This is a genomic window from Dyadobacter psychrotolerans (assembly GCF_004349265.1).
In the GTDB taxonomy this organism is placed as follows: Bacteria; Bacteroidota; Bacteroidia; order Cytophagales; family Spirosomataceae; genus Dyadobacter; species Dyadobacter psychrotolerans.
Window position 1 is genome coordinate 355,252 of the sequence record NZ_SMFL01000003.1, and the last position, 19,888, is coordinate 375,139.

Genomic DNA, 19,888 nt, shown 5'->3' on the forward strand with positions numbered 1-19,888 from the left:
GATGAATGTCAATGATGAATTGCTGTCAGGATCGTTTGAATCAAGTACTTATTTAGTTCCTCCGATTTCCTCAGCGCTTAAAATCCTCTCCCCGTTTTCTTCCAGGTTGAGATTCAATAACAAATAATGCAGCGGCCAAAGCGATTCGATTTTTCCCGGCCATTCCACAAAACAAAAACTTCCGGAATCGAAATACTCTTCCACGCCCATGTCCAATGCTTCCGTTTCGTCTTTAATTCTGTAAAAGTCAAAATGGTAAACAATACTTTTATCTGTACAAATGTATTCATTTACCAAAGCAAAAGTGGGACTGTGAACCGATGAAGTAACACCGAGAGTTTCACACAACGACTTGATTAAGGTCGTTTTCCCTGCACCCATGTGTCCTTCAAACAACCAGACCGGTATATTTTTTCCCAGTCTAAGCAATTCCCGGGATACATCGGCCAGATCTTTAATATCCTTAAAACGAAAGATTGTCGGAGCTGTGTTCATTGCGCAAAAATACCATATTTTGGAAACAGTAAACGCATGTTGGCTATTACAAATGTTTTATGTTTTGAAAAAGGTGAGGTTTCGGCATTTCCCTGTTCAGTTTAGGAGTGTTTTGTGCTTTTTATCAAATAGTTATATTTATAGTAAACTTTTATAACTGAGCTGAAAGAACAATTTTCATTTCTATCCCTGATTAATTTTTATGCAAAAGACCAAACCCAAAGATATAGACGAATACATCTCCGGTTTTCCAAAAAATATACAGGATCATTTGCAGGAAATTCGGAATACAGTAAAAAATGCAGCGCCGGATGCTACCGAAGCCATCAAATACGATATGCCAACTTTCATGCTGAGCGGAAATCTGGTTCATTTTGCTGCTTTCAAAAATCACATCGGCTTTTATCCTGTACCCCGAAATTCGGATGAGTTCAAGGAAGAACTTTCAGATTTTAAAGGAGAAAAAAGTACAGTTCAATTTTCGTTTGATAAACCCCTGCCGCTGGATTTGATTGACAGAATCGTCAGGTATCAGGTTAAGAAGAACCTAGGCAAATAAAATTTTAAATTTCAGCGCCAAGACCTCATTAAGTATTCCCCGCATGAATTCGGCTTTTATAAATAAACTCCGTTTTTATGTTTAGAATTTCCTTTTTACTTCTGCTCCTAACTCCTCTTCTTGTACGCGCACAGATAACACAGCGAAATATTCTTTCCAAAAAATATACTGCCGCTGATTTACAATCCGCACTGGTTCCGAAAGATCAGTGGAAACCTTATCCAAAAACATCCGAAGAGTGGAAAAAAGCACTTCCTGATAGTGTAGTCAAATCAGTCATTCAATCAGGCGAAGCGGCATTGGCAACCCCGATGCCTCAGTTATCGGCAACGATTTTAATGAATTTTGTGCGAAGCGGAGACCGTGAAGAGCATTCGGCAGTGTCTTTTACCAGGCGTAGCAATCTGACAGATCTGATTATCGCCGAATCCGTAGAAAACAAAAACAGGTTTACAGAAGCAATCATGAATTACGTCTGGGCTATCTGTGAAGAAACTTTCTGGGGAGTGCCGGCACATTTAAGTACGCAAAAAGCCGGGAACGGCCTGCCCGACATGCAAGATCCGATCGTAGATCTTTTCGCAGCTGAAACCGCAACAACACTCGCCCTGACTGATTATTTTATTGGCGAAAAACTGGATAAAATATCTCCGCTGATTCGAAAACGGATCTACGCCGAAACAAACCGCAGAATATTTGAACCTATCAAAAACACAGAGAGATATGGTTATTTGAGTAAAACAAAGGCGGTAAACAACTGGAACCCATGGATCGTTTCCAATTTGCTGGTGGCAGAGCTGCTGTTGGAAAATGATGAATCGAAACGGAAAGATTATGCTTACACGTATATGACGCACATGGACGCGTACCTGAACGGATTAGGTGAAGATGGCGGCTGTGATGAAGGGCCGAGTTATTGGTTTGCAGCGGGTGCCAGCGTTTTTGATGCGCTGGAAACATTACAAAGTGCAAGTAACGGTAAGGTAAATATTTATGATGAACCGCTGATTCAAAAAATGGCGTCCTATGTTTATAAAATGCACATTGCGAATGATTACTTTGTCAACTTCGCCGATGCAGATCCCAAGCTCCGTCCTGACGGCCTGATGCTTTACCGTTTTGGCCGGCAATTGAAAGATGACAATCTGACTCAATTTGGCCTCTGGGCATTTAATTCTTTCCCGGAAGCAGCTATTGCAAAGGGAAGATTTCAACGCCAGCGAAAGGTAGCCAACCTTTTGACTTTACAGACGTTACCTTCTACACCTTCAACTTACAAACCAGTCGCCCACGCGTGGTTCAACGACATTCAGGTGCTGACTGCCCGAACTAAAAACGGCCTTTTTCTCGCAACACATGGCGGACACAATGCCGAAAGTCACAACCATAATGATGTTGGCGATTTTATTGTTTATGTTGACGGAGAACCCGTTATCGTCGATGCCGGCCGCGGAAATTATACTGCCAAAACATTTTCTTCCAAACGATACGAGCTCTGGTTTACGCAATCACAATATCACAATCTGCCGGTTATCAATGGTATCGGAGAACCTGCGGGACGGCATTTTGAAGCGCAGAATGTGACCAGCAAGATTGACAAAAAGGAACTCTCACTTTCAATGGATATTGCAAAAGCTTACGCAAAAGATGCAGGTGTACAGTCCTGGAAAAGATTGGTAAAACTTGATCCAAAGAAAAACACCATTGAAGTGGCTGACGACTACCTACTTGATGCAGATCCAAAATCTTTGCAGCAAATTTTCATGACAGTTTGTGAGGTTAATACCAGCAACACCGGAAAAATAATCTTTAAAACACCGGGTAAAAAAACCGTTTCTCTAAGTTATGATCCCCAACTATGGACTGTATCTTCGGAATTTCCATCAACAGAAGGAATGGAATATCGCAGTTTTAAAACCAAATGGGACAATCACCCGGTGCAGCGCATTGTGCTTACTGCCAAAACATTAACCAAAAAGGGAAAACACGGTTTTGCTATTGCAAAATCAGAATGAGGGGTCCAACCTCTAAAAATATCGTCTTACCTAAAAACATAACAAAAGCCATTATGTCTGAATCGATTTCCCGGCGTAATTTCCTGCTTAACACCGCCGCTGCAGGAAGTATCTTGCCTTTAATCTCCGCTGAATCTTTTGCCCTGAAGCCTGCGGCAAATGCGGATATGCCAAATATTCACATTTTCTCAAAACATCTGCAATTCCTCAATTACCAGGATATGTCGGAAGTGGCGAAGGAACTTGGTTTTGACGGGATCGATCTTACCGTTCGCCCAAAAGGCCATGTGCTTCCTGAAAAGGTAGAAACGGACTTGCCGCTTGCCGTAGAAGCAATGAAAAAAGTCGGATTTTCTCCTTCTCTCTTTTGCACCGCTGTGGAAGACGCTGCAAATCCGGTTGACAAAAAACTGCTCGAAACTGCAGCCAAACTTGGTTTTCAGTATTACCGGATGAACTGGTACAAATATTCAGATCCGAAAAAGATAGCACAGTCTCTGGACGAATTTACAGTAAAGATGGCCGGACTCAGTCAGCTCAATAAAAAGCTCGGAATTACCGGCTGTTACCAAAATCACGCGGGAAGAATGGTTGGTGCTTCGATGTTTGAAATTTGGAAAATCCTTCAAAAAGCTGATTTAAAACACATGGGAGCACAATACGACATTCGTCACGCTACTGTGGAAGGCGGTTTATCCTGGCAGACAGGTTTAAACCTGATTCAGCCACATATCAAAACCATCGTATTAAAAGATACCACCTGGAACAATGTAAATGGCAAAACAAAATTACATAATGTGCCGCTGGGACAAGGAATGGTTGATTTTGACACGTATTTCAAATTTGTAAAGCAAAATAATATACAGGTACCATTCTGTCTGCATCTTGAATATCCGCTGGGCGGAGCCGATCAGGGAGCGGATAAGATTACTGTGGATAAAAAAGTCGTGTTTGATGCGATGAAGCGGGATTTGGCTAAGGCTAAGGAACTTTGGGAAAAGGCTTAACTCATTGCTCATGAAGTCATTTGCCTGTGTTGGTTTGCTTTTATTATTTTTTGTCACCGGATTTATTTTTAAAAATGATTCCGGTGATACGGATTGGACCGAATACAACGGCGACGGGGCACGAAGTCATTATTCTCCTCTTACGGAAATCAATAAAGACAATGTTAAGAACTTAAAGGTAGCCTGGACTTATGCCTCAGGTGGAGCTGACACGGCTGGTAACCGAACGCAAATCCAGTGTAATCCGATTATTATCAAAGGTATCTTATACGGAGTTTCTGCCAGTACGCAGGCCTTTGCTGTCGACGCTGCCACCGGAAAAGAAATCTGGAAAACCAATTTGTCCGAAACCGGGGGCAGTATCAGCAGAGGAGTAAGTTACTGGACAGACGGAAAACAGGAACGGATATTTTTGGGTGCAGGAAAATGGCTGTACTCGCTTGATGCAAAAAACGGAAACGCAGCAGTTAATTTTGGTCGAAAGGGAAGAATTTATCTAAAAGACGGACTTGAGAGGCCTGGCGCTGATGACTACGTGCTTTCCAATACACCCAACACGATTTTTAAAAACATCATCATTGTAGGCACTCGGGTAAACGAATCCGAAACGGCTTTGCTTGGTGACATCCGGGCTTATGACGTTTTGTCGGGCAAAAAATTATGGACCTTCAAAACCATTCCTGAAAAAGGTAAACCCGGCTCTGAAACATGGTTAAAACAGCCAGCCCGTGAGCTAACTGGAGGCGCTAATTCCTGGGCTGGAATGGCGATTGACCGAACCCGTGGCATCGTGTACATTCCGACAGGATCTGCCGCTTATGATTTTTATGGAGGTAACCGGCCCGGTGACAACCTCTATGCCAATTGCCTGATCGCCATTGATGCTGCCACCGGAAAACGCCTCTGGCATTACCAGCTTGTACACCATGATGTCTGGGACCGCGACGCTCCGTCGCCGCCGAATCTGGTGACATTGATTCATAAAGGTAAAAAAGTTGACGCCGTTGTTCAGATCACCAAACAAGGCTACATTTTCGTTTTTGACCGAGTGACAGGCAAGCCACTATTTCCTGTTACAGAAACGGCGTTCCCGATCAAGGGTGTTCCAGGCGAACAACTTAGCAAAACGCAACCCATCCCAACGCTACCGGTACCATTTACAAGGCAAAGTTTTACAGAAAAGGACCTCAATTCCTTCGCAGCGGACCGGGATTCTCTGGCTGGTATTGTCAGGAATGCGAGAACAGGAAGTGCATACATTCCGATCGGATTTGATATGACCATATTTTATCCAGGAACAGACGGCGGCGCACAATGGGGAGGTGCAGCAACGGATCAGGAAGGCATAATGTATATTCCCGCAAAAGAGGTTCCTGTTTACACTACATTACGAAACAAAAAATCAGTTGCCGACGCCAAAGGAACAAGCAGTGATAAATTGTATCAGCTTCACTGCTCAGCCTGCCATGGTGCCGACCGGGCGGGAAATCACGACGGTTCCTACCCGTCATTAATAAACATTGAAAAACGATTAAACGAAAAACAGGTTCAGCAACTACTGATGACTGGCCGCGGCATGATGCCCTCATTTTCACATATTCCGGTCGCTGAAAGACAGGCTGTTGTTGATTTTCTCTTTAATAAAAACACAGATAAACAAATTGTTTCAACACAAAAGACCCAGGTTCCTTACCAACACACAGGTTACAACAGGTGGTTTGACAGAAATGGCTATCCAGTCAGTGAGCCTCCGTGGGGAACGTTGACTGCGGTTGATCTCAATACAGGGAAATATCGCTGGCAGGTGCCGCTTGGCGAATATCCGGAGTTAATTGCCAGAGGCATTCCACCAACAGGCACCGATAATTATGGCGGGCCGTTGGTGACTGCAAGTGGTGTTATTTTTATTGCTGCAAGCAAAGACGAGCAATTCAGAGCTTTTGACAAAGTAACCGGTAAAACTTTATGGACCTTCAAGTTGCCTGCGGCTGGCTATGCCTCGCCAAGCACTTATTCAGTCAAGGGGAAACAGTATGTTGTGATCGCCTGCGGAGGTGGAAAACTGAATACAAAGTCGGGCGACCAGTTTGTGGCGTTTGCTTTGCCGTGAGTTCTATGATAAAAGGCAATTCACTATCCTGTATCTTAATTCAAAGATCCCTTTCAGATTTGTATTAAAGGTAAATGTTGCCTCTATTTGTTCAACGATTAACTTTGTTTTCAATAAAGACAAACTCTTAATTCTTCATTCATAACTTTTTAATATCCATGTCATCAAAAATTCTTAACGTTGGTTTGATAGGTTTTGGCCTTTCAGGACGCTATTTTCATTCACCATTCCTGACCACCAATCCAAATTTTAAACTTAAAACTGTTGTAGAAAGAAGCAAAAACGAAGCGCAGGAATTTGATCCGAACATCGAAAACGCGCGATCCGTTGACGAACTTTTGAGCGATCCGGAAATAGATCTTGTTTTTATATGTACCCCAAATGATACCCACTTTCCTTATGCAATGGATGCGCTGGAAAACGGAAAACATGTGGTGATCGAAAAACCATTTTCTGCTACGACAGAGGAAGCGAAACAGCTTATCGCAGTGGCAAAAGAAAAAGGCCTGATATTAACTGCATATCAAAACCGCCGCTGGGATTCGGACTTCCTGACTATAAAAAAACTCATTGAAGAAGACAAACTTGGGGATATCGTTGAATACGAATGCCGCTACGACCGTTTTCGCCCGGTGGTTCCGACTGAATCCTGGAAAGAAAAAAGCGTCCCCGTTGGAGGAAACCTCTACAATCTCGGGCCGCACTTAATCGATCAGGCACTGGTACTATTTGGCGAACCCGAGACGGTTACAGCGGAAATCCGCTCTGTGAGACCGAACAGTGAAATCGACGATTACTTCGATGTCAGACTTGGTTATGCCGACAAGCTTGTGATTGTTAAATCAAGCCTGATGGTTTATGAAAACTTTCTGCGTTACAATCTGCACGGAACAAAAGGTTCGTTTATCAAAGGAGGTTTGGATCCACAGGAAGAAACACTTCGTCAGAACATACTACCGACACAAAAGCCATGGGGACATGAGCCAGAAAACCGTTGGGGAACACTTTACAGCGAGGCATTCAGCGGTGTGGTTGAAAGTGAAGCCGGGGATTATGCTCCTTTTTACCAAAACGTTTATGATGCGATTGTAAACGGAGCCGAACTGGCTGTAAAACCGGAAGAAATTCTTCGTACCTGCCGTGTGATCGACCTCGCAAAAGAAAGCAGCGAAAGCAAGGCTGTTTTGAAATTTTAGTTTTAAATAGGCGTTCACGCTGAAACGCAGATCGCGATTTGTGTTAGCATATCGAGGAACATCAAAAAAGGAAGACCGCAGATTGCTGTCTTCCTTTTTAAGTAACTGATGAAGGTGTTTACCTAAATCCTTATTTTTCAACGGCTGTTACCAGACGTTTTGTTTCAGTAGCAATTGCGAATGGTTTTGAAGTTATCTCACCGCCGTTAGACACGATGAAGCTATAATTTCCATCCAAAAGATTCGACAGGTCAAAGATTTTGGTATATTTTTCTGACTGGGGAATTGATGTGCTGTAAACAACAGTTCCGTCGCCATCTTTAATAACAAGTGAAGATCTTTCTTTCACGTTGTCAAGAGTCAGTTTAAATTTCAAATCGCTTGAAGAAACAAGTTCAATTGCAGCCGCCGCTTTGTTTGAAACTTTGTCAGCAGCGAAAGAAAAACTTGCAGTAGATACTCCCACCAAAACTGCAACAGATAAGATTAATTTTTTCATGATATTTCTAATGTTTTGAATGTCTAAATTTTGGTTAAACTAATTGTACTTTTCAGATAATCTAAAATAACACTTTAAGTTTTTTTTCTCATTCCGGTTAAACTTTCATTTTTCCGTTTTGATGAATCAAAGGTAGACAAGAAACCTTATTAAAGTCAATAGCAGGCATTTAGTTTATGAAAAGTTCTTTTTGCAGTTATCTATATATATTGGAATAGTTATATGTTTGAAGCAAAAGTACAACAACTAGTTTAAAATTTGACAATGATTTAATCCATACCATACACTTCAATCATTGAACTTTTTCAAGAAATATCAGCAATACAAACATTCGGTTCGGAATTTGATTTTTTTTCGAAATAAGTCGTTGTTTCAAAAATACCATTCCTTCCGGGAAAGAAAACATTTTCAACCAACCCAAAATACGTAACATTCTGGTAACATGGAAGATAACAACAATTTTATCTGATATAAGTACAAGTCGAACGGAAACAGATCAAAAATATATTCGAAGCTTTAAAGTATTTTGGGGTTCAATCCGTCTAAGAATTATAGTTAATAAATTCATTGCTTAGATTTTGCCAGAGAAAAAGCCAAATATCATCCAGACCGTCAAAGCCTATGGCAGCCAGCTGCTTGGCTTTATCAGGCAGCGGGTCAACTCGGAAGAGGACGCGGAGGATATTCTTCAGGATGTCTGGTACCAGCTAAGCAGCGTGCCCGAGATTGAAGCAATTGAGCAGGTGGGAAGCTGGTTATACAGGGTGGCGAAAAACCGGATCATAGATAAATACCGTAAACAAAAGCCTGATTCATTATCAGATTATAGCTATGAAGATGAAGATGGAGAGTTAAATTTCAAAGACATCTTATTAGCCGATGACGGTACGCCGGAAACAGTTTTCATGCGTGAACTTTTCTGGGAACAGCTCACCAGCGCACTAGACGAGCTGCCCGAAAACCAACGCCAGGTTTTTGTCTGGAACGAACTCGAAGACCAGACTTTCCAGGAAATAGCCGACCGTACCGGAGAAAATATCAAAACATTAATTTCCCGAAAGCGGTATGCCGTGCAGCATCTGCGACAGCGGCTGGAAATCACCTATAAGGAATTTGTAAATTATTAACTTTGCTATTATGAACGAGCCAACTAAATACAGAGTACGTTTTGGAATGTTTCCCTTTTTTGCCCTGATCGCTGCCCTGGTTTTGGGCGCTGCGGTGATGGTTCTGTGGAACGCCATTCTTCCTGAGCTCACCGGAGTCAGGACGATCAGATACTGGCAGGCGGTTGGTTTACTAGCACTTTGCCGGATTTTACTGGGTAATTTTGGCGGAAGAATGGGAAGGGCAGAACGATGGAAAAACCACTGGAACAAAGAAATGGCAGATCCCAGCGAACAGAATGCCAACCGATATAAACAATGGGGAGGCAAATGGATGAATATGTCAGACGAAGAGCGTTTACATTTCAAAGATGAAATCCGGCGGCGATGCGGAAAACCGCCAAGAGATAAGAACTCGTAATTGAGGTCGGGCCATTGTGACGGACTTTTTGCTATCATCGAAATATACAAATTAATTTCTCTCCATATGTAACTCAAACAGACAGTACAGGATAGTTAATATCAAAATTGGATTGGTTTATGACAAATTTTAAAACATCGTCGGATAGAAATTGATCTATTCATAGAAAATTTAATACTTTTGTTGAAACAATGTTTGATACTTTGACATCAGCTTCTATCCCTAACGATGATAAGTTAAACTGGCAGGCATTCCGTCTGGGCGATGAGGCTGCTTTTACAGCGCTTTACCAGCGGCATGTAAGAATATTGTTCAGTTACGGAAGAAAAATTTTACATGATGATGCGGCAGTTGAAGATCTGATTCAGGACCTATTTATAGATCTCTGGCAGACAAGGTCAAGATTGTCAGACGTTGACTCTCCGAAATTTTATCTGTTTCGCTCTCTCCGAAGAAGAATTCATAAATCACTTTCACCAACGCGTCTGCAAAGCTGGGAATCAACCAGTGAAGAGATTTTACCGGTAACCCTTCCTTCGGAATTTTATATTATTGAAGAAGAAGGAAATCAAAAACAAAAGGACAATCTCAATTTTTGCCTCAAAAGTCTGCCACTGCGTCAGTACGAAGTTCTGGTACTCCGTTATTACCAGGATTTCAGCTATTCTGAAATTTCCGAGATACTTTTTATTAATGAACAATCCGTTCGAAATCTGATCCAGCGTGCTGTTTTAAAACTTCGCCAATTATCAATTCACAATCTGCTGATTATTTTTTTATTTAATTCTAATTTTTTTCCTCGCGAAGTGAGTTAAAATACCATTTGTTCTCCTCTTGCTGTTATAAGACATGTAATATTTTTACATAGAATAGTACCAGCATGAACTACCACGCCTATACGTTAACCGACTTTCTTGAAGACGCTCACTTTAAACAGTGGGTTTATGAGCCCACGTCGGAAACCGAGTCTTTCTGGAAGAAATTTCTGATGGAAAATCCGGAAATGTCAGATACCATTGCCAACGCGAAAGGGATTTTACAGCTGCTTTCAGCAGACATTGAAAAGGATTTTCCTGAACACGATCAGGTAACAAATATGTGGGGAAAAATTCAGCTGGGTTACGATCAGCCGGCAAGACCTGTTAAATCCATCTGGCCACGTCTGTTTCTACTCACCGGCGCTGCTGCAATGGTCATTCTCGTAGCGGGCTGGCTTTTCAAACCGGCCACAAAAGAAATACAGTTCGCATTTCATAATCTCATTTCCACTCCTGAAAACAGGTTCGTTGAAAGGAAAAATATTACCGACAAACCAATTGTCATCAATCTTCCGGATAAAAGCCAAATCACTCTCCAGCCAAAAAGCACAATCCGGTTTCCAAAGAATTTTGATTTAAAAACAGAACGGGAGGTTATTTTGTCAGGAGAGGCATTTTTTAAGATCCACAGAAATCCGGATCGTCCTTTTTATGTCTACGCCAATGAGCTGGTGACAAAGGTGCTTGGGACAAGTTTTACAATAAAGGCTTTTGATGATGATCAGGAAGTTGAAGTTGTTGTAAAAACGGGTAAAGTTTCGGTTTTCACATGCCAGGAACATAAGAATAACACTAATTCAGAAAACGCGACAATCATTACGCCAAACCAGAAGGTTTTATATTCAAGAAAAGAAGAAATCATTAAGAAATTTCTGGTTGATGCTCCGGAGATGATTGTATCAACAGCAGTTATTCCACCTATTGGCGATTTTCAGGATGTGCCGGTTTCTAAAATTTTCAAAAATCTGGAAGAATCTTATGGAATTGAAATCGTTTACGATGAAAAGGTATTTGGAGACTGCATGCTAACAGCCTCGTTCTCACAGGAATCACTTTACGATAAAATTGATTTGATATGTAAAGGTATTGAGGCTGAATTTGCCGTTGTTGATGCGAAAATACTCGTATCCGGAAAAGGATGTCATTAAGATATTAAAAACAATTATACAAACCTGACTGATTTATTTATCCATTTAAACAACCATTTATGCTTCCATAAAAATCTATAAAAAAGGTCGATGATGTTTGCACCATCACCAACCTTCCTATTTTTTCTCCTCAAAATAATACATCTGCTTGCGACGGATGGAGGAATCGTTTTGTCCCATTTTTTCCATGTTTAACAAAACTTTGTAAAGTTATGCAAAAATTGTATCCTAACTATGCTCATTGGCAAACCATTATGAGATTTAGTTGCACTCAACTCGTCATTGCTGCACTTTTGTCCAGCATCGCCCTGGCGCGTGTAAGCGAAGCACAGGAAGTTTTAAACAATCGTATCACGATTAATATGCAGAATCAAGATGTCCGTAAGGTTTTAGCGAACATCGAGGAGCAGGTTAAAGTTAAGTTTTTATACAGTTCAAGCCTTGTAAAGGCTGAAAGGAAGATCTCAGTGAATGTTCGCCAGGAACAGCTTGGTGCTGCATTAAAAACCATTTTAGGACCGCTCAATTTAAGTTACGAAGTTTCGGGAAAACAAATTATCCTTAAACGTATTAAACCACAAACCGGTAATTTAAGCCCTACTACATTTCAGGAAGGCAATTTTATAGATAGAAGTATATCGGGTACCGTTAGCGATAACAATGGTTCCGGCCTTCCCGGAGTTTCAGTAATTGTGAAGGGTTCACAACGGGGAACCAATACTGATGCAGACGGAGCTTACAAAATCGAGGTTCCGGATGGCGGGGTAACATTAACTTTCAGTTATGTAGGTTTTACACCAAAGGACGTTGACATTACGCCAAATCAATCCAGTTTGAACGTAATTTTAATGCAAGATGAAAAACTGCTGAGTGAAGTAGTAGTTGTGGGATACGGTACTGCTAAAAGAAAGGATTTGACAGGAGCTGTTTCGGTTGTCAAAGTTTCAGAACTGACTGAACAGCCAAATTCCAACCTGACCAACCAGCTTCAGGGACGTGCTTCGGGGGTAACTGTTTTGACATCCGGACAGCCTGGCAGTGCGCCACAGGTAAGGATCAGAGGTATCAATTCATTTGGAAATAACACGCCTTTGTATGTTGTGGATGGAGTACCAACCCAGGATATCAACAGTCTTAATCCAAATGATGTTGCCACGATGCAGGTTTTAAAAGATGCAGGTTCGGCTTCTATTTATGGTTCACGGGCGTCAAATGGTGTTGTAATTATTACCACCAAACGTGGCTCAGGAAAAGTTCGTATTAGTTATGATACCTACTATGGAACCCAGACCGTTAAAAAAGGAAACGTTTATGACCTGCTTTCTTCTCAGGGAACTGCTGATCTGAAATTTCTTGCTTTAAGAAACTCCGGTGTGGCAGTGAATGATCCTCAGTATGGTAACGGAGAAAAAGCTGTTTTACCTGACTACATCGTCCCTACCGGCGCATCTGCCAGCCAGATCGATCTCAGTAAATATTATGTGAATCCGAATTATACGGATAAAGCTGATATGGATTCCTTTTACAGAATTGTAAAATCAAACAAAGAGGGAACAGATTGGTTTCATGAAATATTTAAAGCCGCACCGATTCAGAGCCACAACCTTTCGGTGAGCGGTGGCGGACCTCAGGGAAATTATCTGTTTTCATTTAACCATTTCAATCAGCAGGGAAACCTGATGAACACTTATCTGAAACGTTATACTATTCGGGCTAACAGCCAGTATAATGTGGGTAAGCATATCAGGATTGGAGAGAACCTTGCAGTTTCGCTTGTAGACAATCCAAGAAGTTCATTTTTGGAAGAAGGCGGTGCCATTGGTATGGCGTTTCGTATGCAGCCAATTGTGCCGGTTTATGATGTAAACGGAAATTATGCAGGTTCTTTTGGAAGCGGTTTGGGAAATGCCAAAAACCCGGTTGCGATTCGTGATCGTGCCAGAAATAATAAAGGACTAGGCAACGGTATTATTGGAAATATGTATGCGGAAGTTGATTTCCTTAAAAACTTCACGGTCCGGTCGAGCTTCGGAGGTACGATGTATTCTTACAGATCTAATTCTTTTGGCTACCCTGAATGGGAGAATGCGGAAAATACAACAACCAACTCTTACTCCGAATCGGCCAATTCAGGATATAACTGGACCTGGACAAACACACTGACGTATGAAAAAAACTTCCGGGAATTGCATAATGTTAAAGTACTGGTTGGTACGGAAGCATATAGTGCTTCCGGAAATGAAGTTGGCGGATCCACCCAGGGATATTTCTCGTTTGACCCGAACTTCACCAACCTTTCAACAGGATCCGGAACGCCGACCAATTTCAGCGGTAGGTTTGAAGAGGCCTTGTTTTCATACATTGGACGTATCGATTACAGCTTCAAGGACAGATATTTGCTAAGTGCGACTGTGAGGCGTGACGGTTCTTCCAAATTCGTTTCTCAATATGGTGTCTTTCCTGCGGTCAGTGCAGGCTGGCGGGTAACAGAAGAAAGCTTTATGAAGGATGTACCCTGGCTGACAGATCTTAAAATCCGCGGAGGATACGGGATCATGGGAAACCAGTTTAATATTTCTAACGCTAACGCATTTACTACATACGGACAAAACAGAAGCCATTCTTTTTATGACATCAAGGGAACGGGCAATAGCACTGTACTAGGATTTCAGCGTACAAGGGTAGGAAATCCGTTAGCAAAATGGGAAAGAAACATCAATTCCAACATTGGTTTAGATGCGCAGCTGTTTAACGGAGCAATTGATTTTACTATTGATTATTACAAAAAGAATATCGAAGATCTGCTTTTCTCACCTGAAATTTCCGGTACAGCAGGGCAAGGCACACCGCCCGCTGTAAACATAGGCGCAATGAAAAACCATGGTATCGACATGTCTGTTTATGCAGAAAAAAATGTCACAAAAGACCTGAAATTAAGTGCTACCGCCACCCTGACGACCTACAACAATCAAATTGTAAAGATCACAGATGGTGCTACATATTTTGATCAGGAATCCCGCAGATTTAACGGTAGTTCGATTGTCAGAAATGCTGTGGGCCATTCTATCGGGCAGTTTTATGGATATCAGATAGACGGCTTCTGGAATAGTCAACAGGAAATTGACCAGGCTGATTCTCGGGCAAAGGAGATTTCAAAAAATTCTAATGCGGTGTATCAAAGCGAAGTAAAGGCAGGACGTTTCAGATATGCGGATACTAATGGAGATGGCATGATAACTTCTGACGATCGCGTTTTTCTGGGAAATCCAAGTCCTAAATTCAGCTACGGCTTGAATCTTGGCGCTGCATACAAAGGATTTGATTTTGGAATATTCTTCTACGGCGTGCAGGGCAACCAGATCTGGAACAACCTGAAATGGTGGCATGACTTCTACACTAACTTCCAAGGCGCAAAAAGCAATACCGCTTTGTATGATTCATGGAGACCGGATCACACCAATGCAACAGCGCCGATTCAGGAAAACACCGGCTCGTTCAGTACCACCAATGTACCTAATTCCTACTTCGTAGAAAACGGGTCTTATTTGCGCGCGAAAAATGCACAGCTTGGTTATACATTACCAAAAGGAGTAATATCAAGACTCCGTCTGGAAAGAGCACGTATTTACATTCAAAGTGCAAATCTCTTTACAATCACAAAATATTCAGGGCCAGATCCTGAGGTAGGACAAAGCCAGGTGGACGGATCAACCGCATTTGGTATTGACGAAGGGGTTTACCCGAACACCCGTCAGTTTCTTATTGGTTTAAATCTGACATTCTAATAACTGTATTAAATAACAGAAGAACATGAGAACATTACGATTTTCCAAAATAGCAGCTATTGCTGCACTCGGACTATTTTTCAATGCCTGCAGCGACGATTTTTTGAAAAAGCCCGCACTCGGATCACTAAGCGATGCGCAGTTGAGTACCAAACCAGGCGTGCAGAATTTACTCATTGGTGCTTATGCAGCACTTGACGGAAACGGAGTGGGTGCGGCAAGTGCGTGGGACGCAGCAGCTGACAATTGGATTTACGGGAGTATTGCAGGAGGCGATGCTAAAAAAGGAAGTGACGGAGCCGATCAGCCCGGTATCAATTCCATCATGATTTACAGTGCCGGACCGAGCAATGGTTTTTTTAATAGTAAATGGAAAGCCGTTTACGAGGGAATCAACCGGACTAACGGGGTTTTGAAATTTATCCCACTGGTAACTGCCAATATCACCGATGCTGAAAAGAAAGGCCTCGAAGCAGAAGCAAGATTTTTGCGAGGTCACTATTATTCTGAGTTGAAAAAGATGTTCAACATGGTTCCCTACATTGACGAAAAAACGGAAAATCCGTCTGCTGTGACAAATGATGTTGATATCTGGCCTAAAATTGAGGCAGATTTTAAATTTGCTATGGACAACCTTCCGGCAACTCAGGCGGAAGTTGGCCGTGCCAATAAGTGGGCAGCAGCAGCGTATCTTGCTAAAACCTACCTATACGAAAAGAAATACACGGAGGCCAAAACAACATTTGATATGGCAATCTCCCAAGGCGTAACGAGCAGCGGAACTAAATATGCATTGATGCCAAAATATCAGGACATTTTTGACGCCGCTAAGAAGAACATGGCTGAATCAGTATTTGCCGTTCAAATGGCCGCCAATGATGGTACTAACACGATCGACAATGCGAATACCGGGGGTATGCTTAATTTCCCTTACAACTCGCCATTCAGATGCTGCGGTTTTTTTCAGCCTAGCGTAGATTTGGCGAATTCATTCCAAACAGATGCAAACGGGCTTCCTTTAATAGACACATACAATACCAAAGCACTTAAAACGGATATGGGAATAAAGTCGGAAGCTGCCTTTACACCGGATGCCACAACCCCGCTTGATCCGCGTATCGACTGGACTGTTGGCCGTCGCGGCGTTCCTTTCCTTGACTGGGGTAACCATCCCGGACAGGCATGGATCCGCGACCAAACCTATGCGGGACCATATTCTCCAAAGAAAAACATGTACTGGCAGGCAACTCAGGACAAATATTCGGATCAGCATTCATGGGCACCTGGAACGGCTATTAACGTTCAGATTATTCGTTACGCCGATGTTCTGCTGATGGCAGCTGAAGCGGAAGCTCAGCTGGGGAATCTTGCAAAAGCACAGGAATACGTAAACCTGGTACGCGAACGTGCAGCGAGACCTGAAAGTTTTGTTTATACTTATAAGGACGCGACCAAACCGCTTAATGGTTTTACTACAACACCAGCGGCCAATTATAAAATTGCAGTTTATCCTGCCGGAGCTTTTGCAGCGAAAGGGAAAGATGGTGCACTTAAAGCAATTTATTTCGAAAGAAAGCTGGAATTTGCCATGGAAGGTCATCGGTTTTTTGACCTTGCACGGTGGGGAATTGCCGATCAGGCGCTGAACGCTTACATTACGAATGAAAGCAAAGTCACTCCCGATGTCAGCGGTGGTAAATTTATTAAAGGAGTGAATGAGTACTTTCCTATTCCTCAGAGTCAGATTGACCTGAGCACCAGAAATGGCAAGTCGTCACTAAAACAAAATCCGGGATACCAATAAAAGCTAACGCACCCCGAAAAAGAGGCAGCCTCAAAACTGCCTCTTTTTGTATTTACAAACAGTGATTATGCAAACTGCCGTTTTCTTCCGCTCTTACATTTCGTTACTTCTATCCGTAATTGTGGCAACGTCTTGTTTTAATAAAAACAATAAAGAAAAAAACCTGGCTAATCAATTGCCTGGAGGAAAACTAGCTGAAAAATATTGTGGATCATGTCATTTGGCACCAAGCCCCTCTTTACTCGACAAAGAAACCTGGCATAACCGGGTGTTACCGGCCATGGCAAAACAGCTGGGACTTGAAGTCTGGCAGAATGCCACCTATTACCAAAATGAAAAATCTGCAATTTCTTATTCCGACTGGATGCAGATTGTTGCCTATTATGATTCTCTCGCGCCTGCTCATCTAACTTCGCTAAAACCACCGGTTGATCTGGTTAATGATTGGTCCATATTTTCATTACTAAAACCCAAAGTAAATAATTCTAATATTGCAACTACAACGCTGGTGGCTATCGATTCAAATTCGATTTACACCAGCAATTCAGAAACAGGATTGTTAAATAGATGGGGTCAGAATTTAATATTACAATCAACTGTCCAACTGCCTTCACCTGCCGTTCAGCTGACATTTGAAAAAAATAAAAATACAATTATAACCTGTATCGGAGAAATGAAAGCGCTGGATGTGCCTTCGGGGAACCTGCTGTTTTTTAATGGGTCAAATAATCAGTTGACGACTATCGCAAATAATCTGTTCAGGCCTGTTCAAACTGTTTCAGCAGATTTCAATAAAGATGGATTGACAGATTATATTGTTTGCAGTTTCGGACATAATAAAGGCGGATTATACCTGATGGAACAACAGGCTGGTAAATCTTTCAAAACTATCCCTGTCAGAGAGATTCCGGGAGTAACGCAAAGTATTACCGGAGACTTTAATCAGGATGGCTGGATCGATTTTATGACTTTATTTGCCCATGGAGATGAAGGAATTTGGCTTTTTACAAATGATAAAAAAGGCGGGTTTCAAAGCAAAAACATACTTAGGTTTCCTCCCGTTTATGGTTCCAGCAGCTTTCAGCTGGCGGATATGAACAAAGATGGAAAGCCTGATATTGTTTACACCGCAGGCGATAACAGTGACTATTCCAGGATTTTAAAACCTTATCACGGAATTTACATTTTTACCAATACCGGAAACTTGCAGTTCAAACAGACATCATTTTATCCTGTAAACGGATGTACAAAGGTAATGATTGCAGATTTTGACCTGGATGGAGATACAGATATGACTTCTATTGCTTTCTTCGCTGATTTTAAGAACAATCCTGCTGAAAGCTTTATTTATTTTGAACAGAACAAGGAAAAATCAGACTTCCATTTTACGCCACATGCAATACCAATTCATAAGGAAGGCAGATGGATTTGTATGGATGTAAAAGATTTTGATGGTGATGGTGATCAGGATGTTGTATTAGGCAATTACTCCAAAGGATTTCTTAATGAAGATCATTTTGAACTCAATTGGAATGTGAACCTGCCTTTTGTTGTGTTGATCAACAATACGAAATAAACACGTTTCTCCTTTATTCATCCCGTTTCCAGTCCGCCGGCAGAAGCGAAGCAAACCGGTCTTTTCCAAGATCTCCCGCGATTTCAAAACCCATAGGCATTACAACCCAGCCCTGTGGTGTGATTACAATGTACCCATTTGGGAAAGTAAGCTGTGTATGTGGATAAGGCATATCAGCGTAAGGCGACCGTCCTTTTCTTTTGGTATAAAAAACTTCTAATACTGTTTGTGAAACCAAAAGCCGCTCCGTCTCTAACTCGCCCGGCTGAATCAGCTTAACACCACGAACAGGCACGATCCGGTTATTTAAATGATTGGAAAGCAGGTTGACACCATTCACGGGCCTAACCGTATTGAAAATCCGCATCGATTCTGGAATAGTCTGATAGACTTTAAATCCAGCCTCCGCAACACTGTCGGCTACCATACTGGCAAGCAAATGTTTGAGCGAACCCTTGTAGGCAGTCTCCTGATTGGTCCGCCAAAACTTCTTTTGAATATCATCTTTTGGTTTCAGAAGTTCAAAACGCGTACTTCCGCCATAATAAACCTTGCCTTCATAAAAATCAAAATCGTCAAGATCCTGAAAAATACGGTAACCGAGTGCATTGTTTTCGATAATCAGCGGCTTTGTCGTTTGCGCACTTAAATGGCCGTTATCGTCCTCTGATATTCGTAAAACTTCCGGATTTAAGATCTTACTGAGTTTGGCAAAAGAGTTGGTCCCAAGTAATTCTCTGGTTATGATTTTAAGATTTTTTTCTCTCCTCTTATTTTTCCGGGCATAAACCGTTACACCCTGTAATTCCATCCCCTCTTTCAGTTTGAACACAACTTTTTTTACACCAGGCTGTTCAAAACGCAGCGTCTGCCGGACGGTTTCATACCCCAAAAAAGAAACGCCTATTTCAAGAGTTCCGATTGGCAGGTTACCAAGGCGGTAATTACCATCTCCGTCGGCGCTGGTCCCGATGGTGGAATTATTGATAAATACATTTGCAAAAGGAAGAGGCTTCCCCGTTTTTTCGTCCGTAACGGTACCTGCCAGTGTAACAGTGTTCGTTTGCTGTGCCTGGCAAAGTACACTTACAAAAAGGATTGGTAAAAGAAAAAGAAATTTCCGGAGACCGGTAGGATAACAAAACATGGAAATAATATAAAACTGGCTCAAAGCTTTTTAACCCAAAGATAAAAAGGAGATTGCATTCTATCAGTCCTGTACAAACATTCTTATCGTAATGTTGCAAAAACCAGACAAATTTGAGTTAAAATGATATTAAATTAAGTATGTGATATTAAACCTCTTATAATAATTTGTATCTTAACAGACATTTTATTCCTCTGTTTAC

Annotated in this window: 15 protein-coding genes; 12 read left to right on the top strand and 3 right to left on the bottom strand. The window is 41.8% G+C overall.

Features of this window, described 5'->3' with window-relative positions:
* Positions 1 to 48: 48 nt before the first annotated feature.
* Positions 49 to 495 carry a tRNA (adenosine(37)-N6)-threonylcarbamoyltransferase complex ATPase subunit type 1 TsaE gene (tsaE, locus tag E0F88_RS09310; protein ID WP_131957962.1) on the bottom strand — a complete coding sequence of 149 codons (447 nt, stop codon included), beginning with the start codon at positions 493 to 495 and terminating at the stop codon, positions 49 to 51.
* Positions 496 to 697: 202 nt separating this feature from the next.
* Here tsaE and E0F88_RS09315 point away from each other — a divergent pair, with 202 nt between their 5' ends.
* The 5 genes from E0F88_RS09315 to E0F88_RS09335 all read left to right on the top strand — a co-directional run bounded on the left by E0F88_RS09315 (position 698) and on the right by E0F88_RS09335 (position 7,382).
* Positions 698 to 1,054: an iron chaperone gene (locus tag E0F88_RS09315; RefSeq protein WP_131957963.1), complete on the top strand. Its 357-nt coding sequence runs from the start codon at positions 698 to 700 to the stop codon at positions 1,052 to 1,054.
* A 77-nt stretch (positions 1,055 to 1,131) separates the two neighbouring features.
* Positions 1,132 to 3,069 carry a heparinase II/III domain-containing protein gene (locus tag E0F88_RS09320; RefSeq protein ID WP_131957964.1) on the top strand — a complete coding sequence of 646 codons (1,938 nt, stop codon included), beginning with the start codon at positions 1,132 to 1,134 and terminating at the stop codon, positions 3,067 to 3,069.
* Positions 3,070 to 3,122: 53 nt separating this feature from the next.
* Positions 3,123 to 4,076: a sugar phosphate isomerase/epimerase family protein gene (locus E0F88_RS09325; RefSeq protein ID WP_131957965.1), complete on the top strand. Its 954-nt coding sequence runs from the start codon at positions 3,123 to 3,125 to the stop codon at positions 4,074 to 4,076.
* 10 nt (positions 4,077 to 4,086) lie between these two features.
* Positions 4,087 to 6,186 carry an outer membrane protein assembly factor BamB family protein gene (locus E0F88_RS09330; RefSeq protein ID WP_131957966.1) on the top strand — a complete coding sequence of 700 codons (2,100 nt, stop codon included), beginning with the start codon at positions 4,087 to 4,089 and terminating at the stop codon, positions 6,184 to 6,186.
* Between the two features lie 158 nt (positions 6,187 to 6,344).
* Complete coding sequence (locus E0F88_RS09335) at positions 6,345 to 7,382, top strand: Gfo/Idh/MocA family oxidoreductase (RefSeq protein ID WP_131957967.1); 1,038 nt, start codon at positions 6,345 to 6,347, stop codon at positions 7,380 to 7,382.
* 130 nt (positions 7,383 to 7,512) lie between these two features.
* Here E0F88_RS09335 and E0F88_RS09340 read toward each other — a convergent pair whose 3' ends face one another.
* Positions 7,513 to 7,881, bottom strand: coding sequence for a T9SS type A sorting domain-containing protein (locus E0F88_RS09340; RefSeq protein ID WP_131957968.1), 369 nt, complete (start codon positions 7,879 to 7,881; stop codon positions 7,513 to 7,515).
* A gap of 578 nt (positions 7,882 to 8,459) precedes the next feature.
* Between E0F88_RS09340 and E0F88_RS09345 the strand changes: the two genes are divergently transcribed.
* The 7 genes from E0F88_RS09345 (at position 8,460) to E0F88_RS09375 (ending at position 18,539) form a co-directional block, all read left to right on the top strand.
* Positions 8,460 to 9,008 carry an RNA polymerase sigma factor gene (locus E0F88_RS09345; protein ID WP_131957969.1) on the top strand — a complete coding sequence of 183 codons (549 nt, stop codon included), beginning with the start codon at positions 8,460 to 8,462 and terminating at the stop codon, positions 9,006 to 9,008.
* A gap of 10 nt (positions 9,009 to 9,018) precedes the next feature.
* Positions 9,019 to 9,408 (top strand): hypothetical protein, encoded by a 390-nt coding sequence (locus E0F88_RS09350; RefSeq protein WP_131957970.1) that lies wholly within the window; start codon positions 9,019 to 9,021, stop codon positions 9,406 to 9,408.
* A 191-nt stretch (positions 9,409 to 9,599) separates the two neighbouring features.
* On the top strand, positions 9,600 to 10,223 hold the full coding sequence (locus E0F88_RS09355) for an RNA polymerase sigma factor (RefSeq protein ID WP_131957971.1): 624 nt from the start codon (positions 9,600 to 9,602) through the stop codon (positions 10,221 to 10,223).
* 65 nt (positions 10,224 to 10,288) lie between these two features.
* Complete coding sequence (locus E0F88_RS09360) at positions 10,289 to 11,374, top strand: FecR family protein (RefSeq protein WP_131957972.1); 1,086 nt, start codon at positions 10,289 to 10,291, stop codon at positions 11,372 to 11,374.
* 254 nt (positions 11,375 to 11,628) lie between these two features.
* Positions 11,629 to 15,159, top strand: coding sequence for a TonB-dependent receptor (locus E0F88_RS09365; protein WP_229213716.1), 3,531 nt, complete (start codon positions 11,629 to 11,631; stop codon positions 15,157 to 15,159).
* 25 nt (positions 15,160 to 15,184) lie between these two features.
* Complete coding sequence (locus tag E0F88_RS09370) at positions 15,185 to 16,963, top strand: RagB/SusD family nutrient uptake outer membrane protein (RefSeq protein ID WP_131957974.1); 1,779 nt, start codon at positions 15,185 to 15,187, stop codon at positions 16,961 to 16,963.
* A 67-nt stretch (positions 16,964 to 17,030) separates the two neighbouring features.
* On the top strand, positions 17,031 to 18,539 hold the full coding sequence (locus E0F88_RS09375) for an FG-GAP repeat domain-containing protein (RefSeq protein WP_131957975.1): 1,509 nt from the start codon (positions 17,031 to 17,033) through the stop codon (positions 18,537 to 18,539).
* 13 nt (positions 18,540 to 18,552) lie between these two features.
* On the opposite strand, the gene E0F88_RS09380 is transcribed toward E0F88_RS09375, so the two are convergent.
* Entirely contained in the window at positions 18,553 to 19,710 is a 1,158-nt protein-coding gene (locus tag E0F88_RS09380) for a carboxypeptidase-like regulatory domain-containing protein (protein WP_229213717.1), read from the bottom strand.
* Positions 19,711 to 19,888: the final 178 nt, after the last annotated feature.